The 18,629-nt window shown below is 60.6% G+C and carries 16 protein-coding genes; 4 read left to right on the forward strand and 12 right to left on the reverse strand.

From position 1 onward, the window contains the following. Positions 1-3 precede the first annotated feature (3 nt). Positions 4-1,956 carry a TAT-dependent nitrous-oxide reductase gene (nosZ, locus tag ACK5NW_RS07715; RefSeq protein ID WP_416926703.1) on the reverse strand — a complete coding sequence of 651 codons (1,953 nt, stop codon included), beginning with the start codon at positions 1,954-1,956 and terminating at the stop codon, positions 4-6. A 343-nt stretch (positions 1,957-2,299) separates the two neighbouring features. Here nosZ and ACK5NW_RS07720 point away from each other — a divergent pair, with 343 nt between their 5' ends. Further along, positions 2,300-3,322: an FAD:protein FMN transferase gene (locus ACK5NW_RS07720; RefSeq protein ID WP_416926705.1), complete on the forward strand. Its 1,023-nt coding sequence runs from the start codon at positions 2,300-2,302 to the stop codon at positions 3,320-3,322. 37 nt (positions 3,323-3,359) lie between these two features. Here ACK5NW_RS07720 and ACK5NW_RS07725 read toward each other — a convergent pair whose 3' ends face one another. From ACK5NW_RS07725 to ACK5NW_RS07775, 11 genes are all read right to left on the reverse strand, one after another. Next, a complete protein-coding gene (locus ACK5NW_RS07725) occupies positions 3,360-4,592 on the reverse strand; it encodes a BCS1 and AAA domain-containing protein (RefSeq protein ID WP_416926707.1) in 1,233 nt (410 codons plus the stop codon). Positions 4,593-4,599: 7 nt separating this feature from the next. After that, positions 4,600-4,929, reverse strand: a complete 330-nt coding sequence (locus ACK5NW_RS07730; RefSeq protein ID WP_416926709.1) for a hypothetical protein — start codon at positions 4,927-4,929, stop codon at positions 4,600-4,602. 103 nt (positions 4,930-5,032) lie between these two features. Beyond that, the gene (locus tag ACK5NW_RS07735; RefSeq protein WP_416926711.1) at positions 5,033-5,890 is read right to left on the reverse strand and encodes a DMT family transporter; all 858 of its coding nucleotides are present in this window, start codon (positions 5,888-5,890) and stop codon (positions 5,033-5,035) included. A 178-nt stretch (positions 5,891-6,068) separates the two neighbouring features. Next, a complete protein-coding gene (locus ACK5NW_RS07740; RefSeq protein WP_416926713.1) occupies positions 6,069-7,580 on the reverse strand; it encodes a tripartite tricarboxylate transporter permease in 1,512 nt (503 codons plus the stop codon). A gap of 17 nt (positions 7,581-7,597) precedes the next feature. After that, on the reverse strand, positions 7,598-8,086 hold the full coding sequence (locus tag ACK5NW_RS07745) for a tripartite tricarboxylate transporter TctB family protein (RefSeq protein WP_416926715.1): 489 nt from the start codon (positions 8,084-8,086) through the stop codon (positions 7,598-7,600). 151 nt (positions 8,087-8,237) lie between these two features. Then, entirely contained in the window at positions 8,238-9,950 is a 1,713-nt protein-coding gene (locus ACK5NW_RS07750; RefSeq protein ID WP_416926813.1) for a GspE/PulE family protein, read from the reverse strand. A gap of 107 nt (positions 9,951-10,057) precedes the next feature. After that, the gene (locus tag ACK5NW_RS07755) at positions 10,058-10,813 is read right to left on the reverse strand and encodes a spermidine synthase (protein ID WP_416926717.1); all 756 of its coding nucleotides are present in this window, start codon (positions 10,811-10,813) and stop codon (positions 10,058-10,060) included. A 202-nt stretch (positions 10,814-11,015) separates the two neighbouring features. Then, the gene (gene glmM / locus ACK5NW_RS07760; protein ID WP_416926719.1) at positions 11,016-12,392 is read right to left on the reverse strand and encodes a phosphoglucosamine mutase; all 1,377 of its coding nucleotides are present in this window, start codon (positions 12,390-12,392) and stop codon (positions 11,016-11,018) included. 80 nt (positions 12,393-12,472) lie between these two features. After that, positions 12,473-13,357, reverse strand: a complete 885-nt coding sequence (gene folP / locus ACK5NW_RS07765) for a dihydropteroate synthase (protein WP_416926721.1) — start codon at positions 13,355-13,357, stop codon at positions 12,473-12,475. 85 nt (positions 13,358-13,442) lie between these two features. Further along, on the reverse strand, positions 13,443-15,359 hold the full coding sequence (gene ftsH, locus ACK5NW_RS07770; protein ID WP_416926723.1) for an ATP-dependent zinc metalloprotease FtsH: 1,917 nt from the start codon (positions 15,357-15,359) through the stop codon (positions 13,443-13,445). Between the two features lie 188 nt (positions 15,360-15,547). Then, entirely contained in the window at positions 15,548-16,213 is a 666-nt protein-coding gene (locus ACK5NW_RS07775; RefSeq protein ID WP_416926725.1) for an RlmE family RNA methyltransferase, read from the reverse strand. Between the two features lie 137 nt (positions 16,214-16,350). On the opposite strand from ACK5NW_RS07775, the gene ACK5NW_RS07780 reads away from it, so the two are divergent. From ACK5NW_RS07780 to hpnD, 3 genes are all read left to right on the forward strand, one after another. Next, entirely contained in the window at positions 16,351-16,824 is a 474-nt protein-coding gene (locus ACK5NW_RS07780; RefSeq protein WP_416926727.1) for a YhbY family RNA-binding protein, read from the forward strand. Between the two features lie 80 nt (positions 16,825-16,904). Then, complete coding sequence (locus tag ACK5NW_RS07785) at positions 16,905-17,630, forward strand: glycosyltransferase (RefSeq protein ID WP_416926729.1); 726 nt, start codon at positions 16,905-16,907, stop codon at positions 17,628-17,630. Between the two features lie 55 nt (positions 17,631-17,685). Further along, positions 17,686-18,528 (forward strand): presqualene diphosphate synthase HpnD, encoded by an 843-nt coding sequence (gene hpnD / locus ACK5NW_RS07790; protein WP_416926731.1) that lies wholly within the window; start codon positions 17,686-17,688, stop codon positions 18,526-18,528. The last annotated feature ends 101 nt before the right edge of the window (positions 18,529-18,629 follow it).

The following is an 18,629-nucleotide window of genomic DNA, read 5'->3' on the forward strand; positions in this document are numbered from 1 at the left end:
CCTTCAGGCTTCAACAATCATGCGTCCGCGCATTTCCAGGTGCAGCGCATGACAGAAGTTGGTGCAGTAGTACCAGAACACGCCGGGCTGGTCGATCTTGAACGTGACCGATTTAGTCTCTTGCGGGTTGACCACGAACTGAATGTTGTACTCCGGCAGTGCAAAGCCGTGTGCCAGATCTTCCACCTTGTCGATGTTGGTCAAAAACAGCGTGACCTCGTCGCCCACCTTCACCTTGAATTCGATCGGCGTGTAAGACGGTGCAAACGAAATCATGCGCACCGTGACCTTGTTGCCATTGCGGGTAACGCCCGCACTGTCCGTATCCTTGGTGGCTTGCGGGTGCTCATCCAGCTCATACACCTGCTTGGGATGGAGCCAGTCACGCTTGAAGATGATGAAGTCATGCGGCTCAGGACGCACGGCGTTGTCGTGCACCAGCACCATCTGCTCGCCGGTGATGTCGATCAACTGATCGTTTTCCGGGTGCATCGGCCCCACCGGCAAGAAGCGGTCTTTGGAAAATTTGTTGCCCACCGCCATCCAGATGCCGTCGGCCTCTTTGGTCTCGGCATTGGTGGCGTTGATGTGGCCGGGCTGGTACATCACGTCCAGCTTGTGCACGATGGGGTTGATTTCTTTATCGCCCGCGTGCTTCTGGATGGCCTTGTCAATGTTCCACTTGACCACCTGGCTGTCCAGGAACAAGGTGGTGTAGGCATTGCCCTTGCCATCAAAAGTGGTGTGCAACGGCCCCAGGCCAATCTCAGGCTCGGCCACAATGGCTTTGTCGATGTCTTCGAGCTTGCCATCGAACCAGTCCAGCACTTTTTGCAACTCGATCACCGTGGCGGTGGGCGATAGCTTGCCAGAGCAAATGAAGTACTTGCCATCTGGACTGGCGTTGACACCGTGCGGATTCTTGGGGGTCGAAACCCGCACGCTCAAGGCGGTGGCCGGGTCTTTATTGGCCTCTACCGTGCAATCAACCACCGGCACCTTGGAGTCACCAATGGTGGTGAACTTGCCGTCTTTGATGGCCTGCTCAATGCGGGCAATGTTGAAGAACAGGCAGGCATCGCGCTCGGCCGCCATCATGTCCGGGTACAGCGCCCCATTTTCAGTGTTGTACTGGTTGCTGGCCGCCAGCTTGCCGTCGAACGACGTGGCCACCAGATCGCAGTTGCCGTCAATGCGCGCCTGCCAGCGCACGTCCATCGTCTCGGCGTCCACGCAGGTGAACAGGCAGTGGTATTGCTTGGGATCTTCGAGGTGCGCGCCCTTGTTGGGCATGGGCACATGAAACTCTTGCCCGCAGAACACCCGGGTGGTGTAGTCGATGGCTGGATCTACCGGGTCGCGCCGGTCCGGAAAAATACCGTGAAAGCCCTGCACATTGGGAATCTTGGTGATCTTGTCGCACACCATGTAGTCCAGGCGCAAACGCGCCAGGCGCGAGTTGATCTTGTCGTTGATCCAGGCGTATTTGCCGTCGTAAATGCCGTCCTTGTACGAGCCGTGCACGTGGTGGGTATCGCCCACGGTGTAACGCAGCGAGCCATCAGCCCGGGTGCCCATCACGGCCTTGGATTCGTTGGTCAATCCCCACCCAATCAGCGCATCCGGCACAAAGCACGGAATGCGCAGCAACTCGCGGCCTGATGGAATACCCAGCACACGCGCATCACCCGTGTGTCCGCTGCTCCACAAAGCATAGTGCGTATCCAACTGTCCCGGCTTGACTTCTGCCGACCCTGCGCCGCCCACATGCGCATTGGCCACAGGTGCGGCAGCATTGGCTGGCCCTGAGGCAGCCGCTGGTGCCGCCGTGGTGTTTGAGCTTTCTTGACAAGCGGCCAAACCCACACTGGTGATGCCAATGGCCGCCGCAGAATTGAGAAAACGGCGACGCCCGATGCCTGCGCCTTCCACGTCCTGGCTGTTGTTTTTTGTCATGTTGAATTCAAGCTCCTGTGTTTCTGACGGCCCATTCAGACCCATAAAGTTGGCTACCCAAGGGACATCCTCTAAGAGTTTTCACTGAGGCCGATTGATTTTTATCAATGCCAATGTCAGTGGCAACTTACTCCATCAGGTTTTTTGAAGTAGTTCAAGAATTAACCTCTCGCCTGTGGCACCCAGAAACCAGCCCACGCGCTGAGTGCGCTCCACTCCTAAAATGAAAAGCGGCGCTGAAGATGCGCACAAGACAAAAGCGGGTTCGTGTGAACAACCCACCCGATGTCCGTTGCTGAAGAATGCCGTTATGTACCCACTTCCTCATTTAAATCGCAGGCAAATGCTTGCAAGTGCGCTTGCAGGTGCAGCGCTCACCCCATTGATTCCTCTGCCCGTGCTGGCCGCTCCCGCTCCGCAGCGGTTTCGCCGCACCTTGCTGGGCACCGTGGTCGATATCACTGTGGTCGACACCGCAAACACCGCTGCTTTTGTGGCTGTGCAGGTGGATCAGGCGTTTCATGAAATGCAGCGCCTTGAAGGTTTGATGAGCCGCTTCGATCCGCGCAGCCCATTGAGCCAAATCAACGCGCATGCCGGTGGTCAAAGCGTGGTCGTCGCCCCAGAGTTGATGGCGGTTCTCCAGACTGCCCAGCAACGCGCCACGCGCACTGAGGGCGCGTTCAACCCCGTGCTGGGCCAGTTGACCATGCAGGCCGACCCCGGTGCCAAGCGACTGGACGATGCTTTTGTACGCCGCATGCTGCCTGCCGCCAGCAGCGCTGCGCTGGAGCTTGAAGATCACCAGATGCGCGCTCGGCTGAACACGCCTTTAGCGCGCCTTGACCTGGGTGGCATCGCCAAGCTGTCGATCCTGAACGCCGGTCTGCAAAAGCTGCAAGGCGCGGGCATTTCGGGCTGCCTGATCAACGGCGGTGGTGACGTGCTGGCCACCGCCCGTGCAGACGGGCAGCCCTGGCGCATCGGCATCCGCGACGCTGTTCAGCCTGACCAATTGTTGGCCATCATCCCACTGCGCAAAGGTGTGCTTGCCTCATCCGGCGATTACGAACGCTTCGCCACGGTCGGCGGGCAACGCGTGCATCACATCATCAATCCCGCCACCGGCCGATCCACGCGCGGCTTGCGGGGCGTCACGCTGATGGCCGATTACGTGGACGAAGTCAATGGCTTTGGGCCAGCCGCCATGGTGGTCGGCCCATCGCAAGCCATGCAAAAGCTCCAGCAATGGGGTGTTGCCAACACACTGCTGATGGGGCCTGACACTGCCGTGCAAATCAGCCCCGCATTGCAAGCTCAACTTGAGCCTGCTCCTGGCCAGACGCAAATACGCCCGTTCTCTTGAGACGCTGAAGTCCAACGCCCCGACGCTGTTCTTTTTTCTACGGCCCAACCTCGCCAGCATTCTGCAAACCCATGCCATGCGTGCCAAAGCGCCGCAGCAGTTTGCCCTGAATGGCCGCAGGCGCATGGTGGCCGTCCGCATGTTGGTCGGCAAACGCATCCGCTGCTTGTGCGTTGTCATCAAACTTGAGGTACATGCGACGCAACTGCTCGCGATCGGCCCAGCCCAATTCCAGTTGCTCGTCGATGCGGCCTGCGCGAATCAAAGCAGGATCGAGCCGCTGAACGTGGTTGGTGGTCATGAACAGCACCGTGCCTTCCTGCGTGGCCACGCCGTCCAGCGCATTTAGAAAGCCGCTGAACGACAGCCGCACTTGGGCATGTGCGGCATCGCGTTCGCTGAAAAACGCATCCACGTCCTCGATCAGCAGCAGTGAGCGCTGTGGCACAGCCGCCAGCAGGGTATGGATTTTTTCGTCGGTCACGATGGGGCTGGCCAGACTCAGTGTGCAGACGTTCAACCGCAACTCGCTGGCCAGCGCCGTCACCAGCGAAGTCTTGCCCGTGCCAGGCGGGCCGTGCAGCAGATAACCACGCCGCCAGGGAATGCCCAGCCGGGCGTAATGCGTGTGTGCGCTGAAAAATCGCTGCAAATCCGCCAGCAATTCCTCGCCCTGCCCCGCCTTGAGCACCACCGACGACAGCGGCCTGCGGCTGCCCAAACGCGCACGCATCCAGTCGCCGCCATGAAACGGGTTAGGGATGTACACCGACAGCGTGTCGGTCTCACGCGCGGCCCGCGCGTCAATCGCGGCCTGCAAAAAACACGCCAGAAACTCGGGCGAGCGCCCTATGGTCGACAGACTGACTTTTTCAAACACGCTTTGCGCCACCTGCAATTCGCGCCGCAGCCAAAGCCAGCGCCCATCCACGCGCAAGATGTGCACCCCTTCGCCGGGGCTAAGGAAAGCACGCGGCGGCTGGCCGTTGCGCAAATCCTCGTCCAGGCTTTGATAAGCACTGCCACGCCGCACACTACGCGCGGTGAACTGGTTCACGCCGCGCAAACCCGGGTGGCGATCCATGTATTCCACCAGCGCCGCAAACAGAAACTCGTCGCGCGAATCGACAGTCAACGTGCTGATGAAAAAACGTCGCCCCCAGTGAATCAGCAGCCCCGGCACATCTTTCAGCCAATAAGCCAGCGCGCCGGCTGCCGCCAGCAGCGCCGCTTGCAGTGCGGGTTGGGAAAGCCAGTGAGACGATTCCATCAAATTCTCAGGTACTGCCCGTATGTATTTTGATTCGGCTTTCTATAAGCCCTTCAATAATGTCTGATCCCGCATAGCCCGCAGCCATCAAGGTAAAGATGAACTCCTGCTGAAATTGATCACTTCCATCCCACTTGATAACCGCTGTCATCAAGCCAGCCAACGCACCAAGCACGATGCTGACCCAAAACTTCTTTGCATCAAAAGCCGTTTTTTCATCTGCTACGGCATTTTTGTCATAAAGCTTCTTCAGGCCCACTGCAACACGCATCAACTGACCCGCACCGCCCAAAAAAGCAGCAAGTACAAGATAGAACAACCATTGCATGGAAGTCATAGTTCTCAACCTTTCATTTCAACCCAGATTGTCGATTGAACGGCGCTTCAAGCCGACACAAACGTTGGGAGTCGATTGTCAAATAGTTACATTATTGACCCGACTATCGCCCTGCCCGGCTGAACATCCAGATGCCCAGCACCACCACCACCGTGCCTGCGGCCAGCCAGGGGGTAAAGGGTTCGTCCAGAATCAGCACGCTCATCATGATGGTGGACAGCGGCCCCACCATGCCGATTTGCGCAGCCAGCGGCGCGCCCAGGCGCTCCACGCCCATCATCACCAGCAGCACGGGCACGGCCGTACAAACGGTGGCGTTGAGCACGCTGAGCCAGATCACCGGCAGTGCCACCTGCGCCGCCGCCAGCGGCCGCAGCAGGCCAAACTGCACGATGCAGCACACGCAGGCCACTGACGTGGCCAGCCCCACCAGCCGCAGCGCGCCAATGCGGCGCACGTATTCACCGCTGTAAAACAGATACAGCGCATAGCTGATGGTGCTGCCCAGCACCAGCGCAGCACCCAATGCAATGGCTGGACTGCCCTCCAGCCGCAGCTCGCGCCCAAACACCAGCAGTGCGCCTGCATAACTGACCACGGCGGCCAGCGCGTGGCGTGCGGTGATGCGCTGGCCGCGCAACGCCCAGCCCAGCAACATGACCACCGTGGGCGTCAGGTACAAAATCAGCCGCTCCAGGCTGGCCGTGATGTACTGCAACCCCATAAAGTCCAGCATGCTGGCCAGGTAATAGCCGCAAAACCCCAGCCCCACCACGCCCACCCAATCACGTGCAGACAGCGCTGGTTTGCCGCGCCCAGCCCACCAGGCCATGCTCACAAACAACGGCAGCGCAAACAGCATGCGGTACATGATGAGCGTGACCGCATCCACCCCATAGCGGTAAGCCAGCTTGACGATGATGGCCTTGCCGCTGAAGCCGATCGACCCGAGCGCCGCCATGACCATGCCTGTCGCTATACTTTTTCTAGCTTCCATCGCATGATTATCAGGCGGTTGAGGCCAATTTTGCGTCGTGCTTTGGCAGGACAGTCATCGCCACTTCGCCACCATCGACTGCACAAAAAAACGACACCTGCAGGTGCCGCTTTTCAATGCGATTGGCTGAACAAGACCGGCGTCAATCCTCCACAAACGCTTCTTCTCGCCCTTTCTTCACGGCGGGCAGCAGCACAATCACCAGCAGCGCCGCCGCCATGACCAGCAGCGTAGCCGACAGCGGACGCGTGACCAACACGCTCCAGTCGCCGCGCGACAGCAGCAGCGCCCGGCGCAGGTTTTCTTCCATCATTTGCCCCAGCACCAGACCCAGCAGCAAAGGCGCTGGCTCCATGCCCAGCTTGATGAACAAGTAGCCAACGATGCCGAACCAACCCACCATCCACACATCAAAGGTGTTGTTGTTGGTGGTGTAGACCCCAATGGCGCAAAACAGCACGATGGCCGGAAACAACCAGCGGTAAGGCACGGTGAGCAGTTTGATCCAGATGCCAATCAGGGGCAGGTTCAAGATCACCAGCATGGCGTTGCCAATCCACATGGAGGCAATCAGGCCCCAGAACAAATCGGGGTTGCTGGTCATCACCTGCGGGCCGGGCTGGATGTTGTGGATGGTCATGGCCCCCACCATCAGCGCCATCACCGCATTGGGCGGAATGCCCAAGGTCAGCAGCGGAATGAACGAGGTTTGCGAACCCGCGTTGTTGGCCGATTCAGGCCCTGCCACACCACGGATGTTGCCTTTGCCAAACGGCACTTCGCCGTCTTTGAGCTTCATCTTCTTTTCGATGGTGTAAGAGGTAAAGGCCGACAGTGTGGCACCGCCGCCGGGCAGGATGCCCAAGGCAGACCCCAGCATGGTGCCGCGCAGGCAGGCGGGCAGCATGAACTTCCAGTCCTCTTTGCTGGGGTACAGGTGCGTGACCTTGGTCACCGACACGTCACGCCTCTCGTCCGCGTGCGACAGGTTATTGATGATTTCGCCATAGCCAAACACGCCCATGGCCACCACGATGAAGCTGATGCCATCGGTTAGTTCGGGCACGTCGAACGAAAAGCGCGCCACGCCAGAATTGACATCGGTGCCCACCATACCGATCAGCAAACCCAGCACGATCATGCCAATGGCTTTGAGCAGCGAGCCTGAGGCCATGACCACCGCGCCAATCAAACCCAGCACCATCAGCGAAAAATATTCCGCAGGGCCAAATGCAAAGGCCACCTCAGTCAACGGCACGGCAAATGCGGCCAGCACCAGCGTGCCAAAGCAACCCGCAATGAACGAGCCAATACCCGCCACCGCCAGCGCCGGCCCGGCCCGGCCACTCAGCGCCATTTGGTGCCCATCCAGCGCCGTCACCACCGATGAGGCTTCACCCGGCAAGTTGACCAAAATCGCTGTGGTCGAGCCGCCGTATTGCGCGCCGTAATAAATACCCGCCAGCATGATCAACGCCGCCACCGGCGGCAAGGCATAAGTGGCAGGCAGCAGCATGGCGATGGTGGCCACTGGCCCCACACCCGGCAGCACCCCAATCAACGTCCCTAGCAGGCAGCCGACCAGGGCATACATCAGGTTTTGGGCCGTAAAGGCAACGCTGAAACCTAAAGCGAGGTTGTTCACCAAATCCATATTCAACCCTTTCGCTTTCAGTTACCCAAAAAGCTCGGCCAGACCTGGAACGTCAGCCCTAGGCCTTTGACGAACACCGCCCAACTGCCCACCGCCAGCACCACCGACAGGATGAGCACCTCGCTCCATTTGAATTCGTGCCCACCCATGGCCGCCACAATGGTCAGCACGATGATGGCAGCGATCAAGCCCATGGCTGGAATGTCCAGACTGGGAATGCCCCCCAGCAAAATGCCAAACAGAAAGTTGGCCACGATGATGAGCAGCAGCGGCTTCCACGCCCAAGTGCCAATCGGATCACCGTCCGGCGTTTCCACCACCAGCGCCCGGAACGACACCACTGCGCCAATGATGGCCAGCACAATACCCAACATAAGCGGAAAGTAACCTGGCCCCATGCGGGCGCTGGTGCCTATGCTGTAGTTGGTGGCCCCGATAGCGAACGTCACGCCAATGGCGATGAACACCAGCCCGGAAACAAAGTCTTTCTGACTTTTGATGCGCACGGGTTATCTCCTCTCACTCAGCTTGTTGGAACACCATGCCTGCAACCCGGTCATGAACAGACATGCACTGAGCGCCATTCTTGCATGCGCAAGACAGACTGCGCGTGACTTCATCGCCACGCGCACCACAAAACTCAAGGGTAATCCCTAGTCAATTGACCGGTGGTGTCGCTGAAATGACTTCCGCCAAAGTGCTCAAGCCTTCCGATGCGCGCAGCGCGCCCGCCAAGCGCAGCGGGCGCATGCCGTCGGCCACCGCCTGTTTGCGCAGCGCCGACAGTGACACATCCGGATGCACCAGCGCACGGAATGCATCGCTCACAGTCAGCAATTCATAAATGCCCATGCGGCCGCGAAAGCCCGTCATGCGGCAATCCACGCAACCCACTGGTTTGTAGGGGCGGTATTGGCCACTGTTGAGCTTCCAGGGCTTGACGGCATCGGCCAGCAACTCGGTCGACGCCTCTTCGTCGCGCACCTTGCATGCCGGACACAGCGTGCGCACCAGGCGCTGCGCCAGCACGCCCAAAATGGTGGCGTTGAGCAGGTAAGGCGGCACGCCCAGCTCCATCAAGCGCGTCAGCGCAGACGGTGCATCGTTGGTGTGCAAGGTGCTGAACACCAAGTGGCCGGTCAGCGCGGCCTGCACCGCCATCTCGGCGGTGTCCAGATCGCGGATCTCGCCAATCATGATGATGTCCGGATCTTGCCGCATCAGCGCGCGCACGCCTTCGGCAAAGCCAAAGTCCAGATGGTTTTGCACCTGGGTCTGGTTCAGGCGCGGGTCGATGTTTTCGATCGGGTCTTCAATGGTGGTGACGTTGACCTCTTCCGTCGCCACGCGCCGCAAGGTGGAATACAGCGTGGTGGTTTTGCCAGAGCCAGTCGGCCCCGTCACCAAGATGATGCCGTTGGGCCGCTGCACCAGCGATTCCCAGCGATCGGCATCGTGCGGCGTAAAGCCCAAAGCGGCCAAATCCTTAACCGCCGTGTCGGGGTCAAAAATACGCATCACCAGTTTTTCGCCGAACGCCGTCGGCAGCGTGGCCAGACGCATTTCCACCTCGTCGCCATGCGGCGTGCGGGTTTTGATACGCCCGTCCTGCGGCCTGCGCTTTTCCACCACGTCCATGCGGCCCAGCAGCTTCACGCGCGCTGTGATGGCATTCATCACCCCGCCCGGCACCTGGTACACCGGGTGCAGCACACCGTCGATGCGAAAGCGGATCACGCCCTGATCGCGCCGCGGCTCCAGATGGATGTCGCTGGCCCGCTGGTCAAATGCGTATTGCCACAGCCAGTCCACCACCTGGATCACGCCCTGGTCATTGGCATCAAGCTGGCGGCCGGACTTGCCCAGCTCGACCAGTTGCTCAAAGCTGGCCGCCGCCGCCGCACCGCCGCTTTTCAGTGCTGCATGCACCGACTTGGCCAGCGCAAAAAACTCAGCGGTGTAGCGCTTGATATCGGCCGGGTTGGCCACCACGCGCCGCACGGGCCGCTTGGCCTGGCGCTCCACCTCGGACACCCAGTCGTCCATGAACGGTTCGCTGGTAGCCACCACCACTTCGGTGGATGTCACCTGCACGGGCAGCACCTTGTGCCGCTCGGCGTAGCTGGCGCTCATGGTGTCGGCCACCTTGCCAGCGTCCACTTTCAGCGGGTCGATGCGCAGGTATTCCATCTTGGCACGGCGCGCCAGATATTGCGTCAGCTCTTCCACGTCCATCGGGTGGCCGTCCGAGGCACGCTCTACCCCCACCGCCGCCAGCCGCACCAGCGCCGGTTGCGCGCTTTCGGCCTGCGAACAGCGGGCGATGGTGCGGTCGGCTTCTTGCGGAGTAATCACCTCGTCATCGCGCATCCAGTCGACCAACTGGCGCCATTGCACCGGGCCGTAATACGCCAAGGCGGGTTGCAGATCTTTGGGCTGGTGGTTTGGGTTGCTGCGAGAGTGACCGTGGGTGCGTTTCATTTCGTGATCGCCTTGAAAACCTTGAGCCATTTGCGCGCGGGCAAACCCCAGCGCGCTTCAATATCGTCCGCCTGCGCCTGCATGTGCGTGCGTGATGGCCGCCGTGGCGTGCGCTGGGCCAACACCACGGTGTTGCCCTCGCGCGTGGGTTTGAACGCCCACACCGCTTGCTCGCCAAATGCAGCGCTGATCCAGGCCAAACTGCGCTCAAAACTGGCCGAGCGGCCAAACAGGTTGACCGTCATGCAGCCCTCGTCGGTCAGCAGACAACGGCAGTCGGCATAAAACTCGGGGCTGTCCAGCACGGGCGCAGCGGCCTGATCGTCGTACACGTCTACAGCCAATGCATCGACGGTGCCGAGCCATTCATCACGCAGAATTTCCTGCGCGGCATCAGCAATCACCACCCGCATGCGCACGTCGTCAGGCGGCAGACGAAACCAGGCGCGGCACACGTCGGCCACGCGCGGGTTCAGTTCGATGGCGGTGCAGGTCATTCTCAGTTTTTTATAGCAAAATTTGCTGATTGCACCTGCGCCAAGACCGAGTTGCATGGCATGGCGTCCAGCCACGGAAGATGGCGGCACAAACAGCAGCCAGGCCATCATGCGCTGCACGTATTCGAGGTCGATGTCAAACGGCGCGGCAATGCGCATCGAGCCTTGCACCCAGTCGGTTTCCAGGTGCAGATGGCGCACGCCATCTATTTCAGACAGGTTGACTTCAGGCAGGCGGGATATCGTGCGTTTCACTGAAAGAATTATGGTCGCCCGCTGTCAATCTTTGTAAAGGCCGGTTGCGACACGGCGCACATTGGCGCTTTCAGCCAGCAAGCTGTGACATATCTCACGCACCATCTGACATGGTGCGTTGCTGCATCTGAAATGAAGGCGGGCCTTGTGGCTCTGGCGCGCTTTCATCAATCGTCAAAAGCTACTCAAACAATAGCAAAATTCACGGCTTCACGGCTTCTACCAGACGTTGCGCACAAGCCTGCGCCAAAGCGGCATCATCGGCCTCGACCATCACGCGCAGCAGCGGCTCGGTACCGCTGGCGCGGATCAGCACGCGACCGCGCGTGCCCAGCTCAGCCAGCACGGCATCGGTTTCGGTCCTCAGCCGCGTGTTGGCCTGCCAGTCGGTGCCTGGTTGCAGGCGCACATTGATCAGCACTTGCGGGAACAGGGGCACATCCGCCAGCATTTGCGCCAGCGTGCGGCCGCGCTGCGCACAGGCTTGGAGCACTTGCAGGGCCGAGATCAGCCCGTCGCCCGTGGTGTGCTTGTCCAGCACCAGCAAATGGCCCGAACCCTCACCACCCAACAGCCAACCACGTTGGTTCAGCGCCTCCAGCACGTAGCGATCACCGACCTTGGCACGCACAAATTCAAAGCCTGCGCGCTTCAATGCCTGCTCCACCGCCAGATTGGTCATCAGCGTGCCCACCACGCCGCCCAGACCGGGGCTGCGTGCGCCAACGCCTTGGGCACCATCCCCACGCAGGGCCTGGTCACGCATCAGCCGGTCCATCGCCAGCACGTACAGCAACTCATCACCGTTGAACAGGCGTCCGCTGGCGTCCACCATCTGTAGCCGGTCGGCATCGCCATCGAGCGCCACGCCATAGTCGGCCTGGTGCTCGCGCACCGCAGCCACCAGCGCTTGTGGCTGCGTGGCCCCCACGCCGTCGTTGATGTTCAACCCGTCAGGTGCACAGCCAATGGCCACCACGTCGGCACCCAACTCGTGAAACACCTTGGGCGCAATTTGGTAAGCCGCGCCGTGTGCGCCATCGACCACGATTTTCATTCCGCGCAGGCTCAAGGCATTGTTGAAACTGCTTTTACAAAACTCGATATAGCGGCCCGCCGCATCGTCCAGCCGCCAGGCTTTGCCCAGATCGGCCGAAGGCACCCACTGCGGCGGCTCGTCCAGCGCGGCTTCCACCTCGCGTTCCCAATCGTCGGGCAGCTTGGTGCCGTGGGCGCTGAAAAACTTGATGCCGTTGTCGGCATAGGCGTTGTGGCTGGCGCTGATGACCGCACCCAGATTGGCACGCTGCGCCCGCGTCAGGTAAGCCACCGCCGGTGTGGGCACCGGCCCCAGCAGCATCACCCCGGCACCGGCAGAGTTCAGGCCCGACTCCAGGGCGCTTTCCAGCAGATAGCCCGAAATACGCGTGTCCTTGCCGATCAGCACCACCGGGTGCGCCTCATGCCGCTTGAGCACCCGGCCCACGGCATGGCCTAAGCGCATCACAAAGTCGGGCGTAATAGGCGGGTGGCCCACGGTACCGCGAATGCCATCGGTTCCAAAATAACGTCGGCTCATCTGCTGCGCTCCTTAAATTTTGTAGTGGAAACAGTCTCTAGCGCAATTCCACCCTGCACTGGAAGCTATTATTTTAATAGTTATCCGGAAAGCACTGGCCACGCTGCCTGCATCGCACGCCACACGGCCAGCGCCTGCACCGTCTCGCGCACGTCGTGCACCCGCACGATGCGCGCGCCCCGCTCTACGGCCAGCAAGGCTGCGGCCACACTGCCTGTGACCCGTTGGGCGGGCGGTGGCGGCACAGGTGCAGCGCCTTGCAGCACCGCGCCAATCGATGACTTGCGCGACCAGCCCACCAGCAGCGGGTAACCCAGCGCCAGCAACTCGCCCTGCCGGGCCAGCAGCGCATAGTTTTGCGCCACGGTTTTGCCAAAGCCGATGCCGGGGTCGAGCACGATGCGCCCCGCCGCCACCCCGTTTTGGCGCAGCGCCTGCGTGGCTTGGTCAAAAAACTGCCGCACCTGGGGCACGGCATCGCCTTGCATGGGTGCCACCTGCATGGTCTGCGGATCGCGGTGCATGTGCATCAGACACACGCCGCACGAAGGATGGCGCTGCACCACTTCCAGCGCACTGGGGTCGCCATCAGGGCCGGTGCGGCGCAAGGCCCACACATCGTTGATGATGTCTGCCCCCAAGTCCAGCACAGCGGCCATCACCGCCGGTTTGTAGGTGTCGACCGACACCGGCACGCCCAGTTGCAGCGCGCCACGCACCACCGGCAGCACACGGGACAGCTCTTCATCCAGCGGCACGGGTGGACTGCCAGGCCGGGTGGATTCACCGCCAATGTCGAGCAGATGCGCACCATCATGCAGCAGTTGCTCGCAGTGGCGCAGGGCCGATGCGGCATCGGCGTGCTGCCCGCCGTCAGAAAACGAATCGGGCGTGACGTTGACGATGCCCATCACGCGCGGCTCGGTCAAGTCAATCTGAAAGCGGGTGGTGCTCCAGCAGTTCATGGGCGACGTTCAAATGACAACGCGGAGCACAAAGGCTCCGCGTTCAGAAAGATGGCAATGTGTGAAGCCAGCTCAGCCGACTACATCACGCCGTCGTGGGTGCCGGATCGGCAGGCTTGCTGGCGCTGGGCGTGCCGCCATCACCGCCAGAAAATGGTGTGCGCGGCGTAAAGTCCTTGGGCGGGCGCGGCTCACGGCCCGCCATGATGTCATCGAGCTGTTCGCCATCAATGGTTTCCCAGTCCAGCAGCGCCTTGGCCATGGCGTGCATCTTGTCCTGGTTGTCTTCGATCAGCTTGCGCGCCAGCGCGTATTGCTCGTCGATGATGCGACGCACTTCCAAATCCACCTTTTGCATGGTTTCTTCAGAGATGTTGGTGGTTTTGGTGACGCTTCGACCCAGAAACACCTCGCCCTCATTTTCGGCGTAGACCATGGGGCCGAGCGCGTCGCTCATGCCGTACTTCATGACCATGTCGCGCGCTAAATTGGTGGCGCGCTCGAAGTCGTTGCTGGCACCGGTGGTCATCTGGTTCATGAACACCTCTTCCGCAATACGGCCGCCGAACAGCATGCTGATCTGGTTCAGCATGTATTCCTTGTCGTAGCTGTAGCGGTCATTCTCTGGCAGGCTCATGGTCACGCCTAAAGCGCGCCCGCGCGGGATGATGGTCACTTTGTGCACCGGATCGCACTTTGGTAAAAGCTTGCCGATCAGCGCATGGCCGCTTTCGTGGTAGGCCGTGTTGCGGCGCTCTTCCTCGGGCATGACCATGCTCTTGCGCTCAGGCCCCATGAGGATCTTGTCTTTGGCTTTTTCAAAATCCTGCATCTCCACCACACGGGCATTGCGGCGTGCGGCCATCAGCGCGGCCTCGTTGCACAGGTTGGCCAGGTCGGCACCACTCATGCCGGGCGAGCCGCGGGCAATGACGTTGGCACTGACGTCCTGGCCGATCGGAATTTTGCGCATGTGCACGTTCAGAATCTGCTCGCGCCCACGAATGTCGGGCAGCGTCACATACACCTGCCGGTCAAAGCGGCCGGGGCGCAGCAGGGCCTGATCGAGAATATCGGGCCGGTTGGTAGCAGCCACGACGATCACGCCCAGATTGGTTTCAAAACCATCCATCTCCACCAGCATCTGGTTGAGCGTCTGCTCGCGCTCGTCGTTGCCGCCGCCCAAGCCAGCGCCGCGTTGGCGACCCACTGCATCGATTTCATCAATGAAGATGATGCAAGGGGCATTTTTCTTGGCGTTCTCAAACATGTCGCGCACGCGGGCTGCGCCCACGCCGACGAACATCTCGACAAAGTCAGAGCCGGAGATGCTGAAAAACGGCACCTTGGCTTCACCCGCAATCGACTTGGCCAGCAGCGTTTTGCCGGTGCCCGGCGGGCCGACCAGCAGCAGGCCGCGCGGAATGCGACCGCCCAGCTTCTGGAACTTCTGCGGGTCTTTCAGAAAATCGACCACTTCCTTGACTTCCTCCTTGGCCTCGTCGCAACCGGCCACATCGGCAAAGGTGATGGTGTTGTTGTTCTCGTCCAGCATGCGCGCTTTGGATTTGCCAAAGCTGAACGCGCCGCCCTTGCCACCGCCTTGCATCTGGCGCATGAAGTACACCCACACGCCAATCAGCAGCAACATGGGTCCCCACGACACCAGAATGCTCATCAGCAACGATGGCTCTTCGCGGGGCTTGACGTCAAATTTGACGTTGTGGTTGATCAAATCACCCACCAACCCACGATCCAAATAAGTGGCAGTGGTGCGCACACGGCTGTCGTCCGTCATCACGGCCACGATTTCGGTGCCGCTGGAGGTTTCCTGAATGGCCGCGCTTTTGACACGGTTGTTGCGCACTTCGCCCAGAAAGTCGGAATACGCCATGTGCGTGGCCGCATTCATGCGGCTGCCGTCAAACTGCTTGAACACAGTGAACAGCACCATCGCGATCACCATCCAGACGGCGATCTTCGAGAACCATTGATTTTTCAAGGTCTTACGCTCCAATCACAAAAAACCCGGCAATGACGGGCATATGAAGCCCATTGTAGGCATTTCAACCGCCTTCAGACGGTGTGATGAGGCTCAACCTTGTTTTCAGCAGCGACATTTGCCGGTTTTTGGCTACGAAAGATTTCAGAGCGCCCAGCGCGGTGCCACAGCCTGCCAGCCTTGATGGTTCAAGGCACCGGGAATTTTAGCCCCATCCCTACCAAAAAAGTTTCAGCCGAACGCGCGCGCGATGCCTTGGGTTTAATGGGTTTGGCCACACGAAACGTGTCTTTGAACAGCTTGACCAACTGGCTGTAGCCGCTGCCATGAAAGACTTTGGCCACCAGCGCGCCTTCCGGCTGAAGGTGCGCCTGCGCAAACGCCACCGCCAGCTCGACCAGATGCGCCATGCGCGCCGCGTCGCTCGATGCCACGCCCGACAAGTTGGGGGCCATGTCCGACACCACCACGTCCACCCGCCGCGCACCAAGCTGCTCATGCAGGCGCGCCAGCACCTCATCTTCACGAAAGTCGCCTTGCAAAAAGCAAACACCTTCCACCGGCTCCATGGGCAAAATGTCCAGCGCCACGATGGTGCCGTCCAGCGCACCCACGGCCGCGCCGCCGGGCGACAGCGTGCGCCGCACATATTGGCTCCAGGCACCCGGCGCGCTGCCCAGGTCCACCACTATCTGACCAGGACGAATCAGCCCCAACGCCTCGTCAATTTCTTTCAGCTTGTAGGCGGCACGCGCGCGGTAGCCCTCGCGCTGGGCAAGCTTGACGTAGGGGTCGTTCAGGTGGTCATTCAGCCATGCCTTGTTGACCTTGTTGCTTTTGGACTTGATCTTCATCACACCTTGCCTCTGGGCCACCTCAAAAGCTATTAATCAAATAGCTGCTTACGCTTGTTGCAGCTGCGTCAAAGGCTCAAAATATTTATAAAACAAAGGCACTCACCCGCGCCTTCAAGCCACCGATAATACGGCCCATGCCCCGAATTGAACTCACCCCTGTCCAGCGCAAGGCCCATCGTGCCGAAGCCCACCATCTTGACCCCGTGGTCATGATCGGTGCCGATGGCCTGACGCCCGCCGTGCGCAAGGAAACCGATGCGGCGCTGAACGCCCACGGCCTGATCAAAATCCGCGTTCTGGGCGATGACCGCACCGCGCGCGAAGCCATTTACCAGCAACTGGCCGACGACCTGAACGCCGCGCCCATCCAGCACATCGGCAAGCTGCTGGTGCTGTGGCGGCCCAAGCCCGCCAAAGAAAAAACCCTGGACGACGAACGCAAGCCCGGCCCCAAGAACGTGAAAGTACTCAAGTACAGCAAGCGCGGTGGCCAGCGCCCTGAAGTGCGCGTGGTGCGGGTGCTGGGCAACCAGCGGCTCACACCGGGCGGCAAACTGAAAAAAGCCACGCCAAAGCAAAAATCGGCCAAGAAAAGCCGCACGGACTAAAGCCGTCGCCACCTCGGCGTTACTGTCAAATCAAGAGCTTTCACCGCATGTCAGACCAGCATCAACGGCATATTTTGTGCATGAAATGGGGCACCAAATACGGCCCCGAATACGTCAACCGCCTGTACGGCATGGTGCGCCGTCACTTGAGTGGTGATTTCAACTTTGTCTGCCTGACCGACGACGCCAGCGGCGTACGCCCTGAGGTGCAGTGCCTGCCCATTCCGCCGCTCAACCTTCAGCTTGCGCCCGGCGAGCGCGACGGTGCATGGAAAAAACTCACCACCTTTGAGGCCGATTTGCACGGCCTGCGTGGCACCGCACTGTTTCTCGATCTGGACGTGGTGGTGGTCGGCAGTCTGGATGATTTTTTTACCCAGCCAGGCAAGCTGCTCATCATCCACGACTACCCCCGCTTTTGGCGCTTTGGCCAGCGCGTGGTGGGCAACTCATCGGTCTACCGGTTTGCGCTGGGCGCGCACGCCGACGTGCTGGCCTACTTTCGCGAACACATGGCCGAAGTGCAACGCCAATACCGCAACGAACAGGATTTTTTGTCGCACTTCGTGCATCGGCAAGGCCACCTCAGCTACTGGCCCAGCGGCTGGTGCCCCAGCTTCAAATACGACTGCATCCCCCCTTGGCCCAGCAATTACTTCAAGCCCCCCTTTGTGCCGCCCCAGGCGCGCATCGTCATCTTTCACGGCGAAGTCAACCCGCCCGACGCCCTGGCGGGCAAGCGCAACAAGCGCTTTGCCCACATCCAGCCCGCGCTGTGGGTGGCCGATGCCTGGCGCGACATCTGACCGCCACCACGACTGACTCGCCTCCTTGCCCTGAGGCAATGGGACAATCCCCAGCGTGACCACGCCCCAAGACTACGTGCAGAACAAAGCCGCCGCCTCGGGCAGCAGCTTTTATTACGCTTTTTTATTTTTGCCACCGCCGCGCCGCGCCGCCATCACGGCGTTTTATGCCTTTTGCCGCGAAGTGGACGACGTGGTGGACGACGTGTCCGACCCCGGTGTGGCCGCCACCAAACTGGCCTGGTGGGACAGCGAAGTGCGTGCCGCCTTTGCAGGCCAGCCCACCCACCCTGTCACGCAAGCGCTGCTGCCGCTGGCTGCCGACTACGGTATTGAAGAGCGCCATTTGCTGGACGTGATTGCCGGCTGCCGCATGGATTTGACGCAAACGCGCTATCTGGACTTTGCCGCACTGCAAAAATACTGTCATCTGGTGGCGGGGGTGGTGGGCGAGGTATCGGCACGCATCTTTGGCCAGACTGACAACCAAACCACCGCCTACGCCCACCAGTTGGGGCTGGCCATGCAGCTCACCAACATCATCCGCGATGTAGGTGAAGACGCGCGCTTAGGCCGCATCTACCTGCCCATCGACGAATTGCAGCGCTTTGACATCAAGGCCCACCAAATCATCCAGCGCGAATATTCCGAACGCTTTGTCGATCTGATGAAGTTCCAGGCCGCACGCGCGCACCAGGCTTACGACGACGCCCTGGCCCTGTTGCCCGCCACCGACCGCCGCAGCCAAAAACCCGGCCTGATGATGGCCAGCATCTACCGCACCTTGCTGCACGAGATCGAACGCGACAGCTTTCACGTGCTCAACCAGCGCATCGGCCTGACCCCGCTGCGCAAGCTGTGGCTGGCGTGGAAAATGCAGGCGCTTGGGCGGTTTTGAACACCCCCTGAGGCGCTGCGCGCCTTCCTCCTTGCTGCGTGAGGGGAACGCCGCCAGTGGCCGATGCAAGCCCAGCCACTGACGGCCGCTGGCTTGGCTCC

The organism is Ottowia sp. (genome assembly GCF_047975795.1).
In the GTDB taxonomy this organism is placed as follows: domain Bacteria; phylum Pseudomonadota; class Gammaproteobacteria; order Burkholderiales; family Burkholderiaceae_C; genus Ottowia.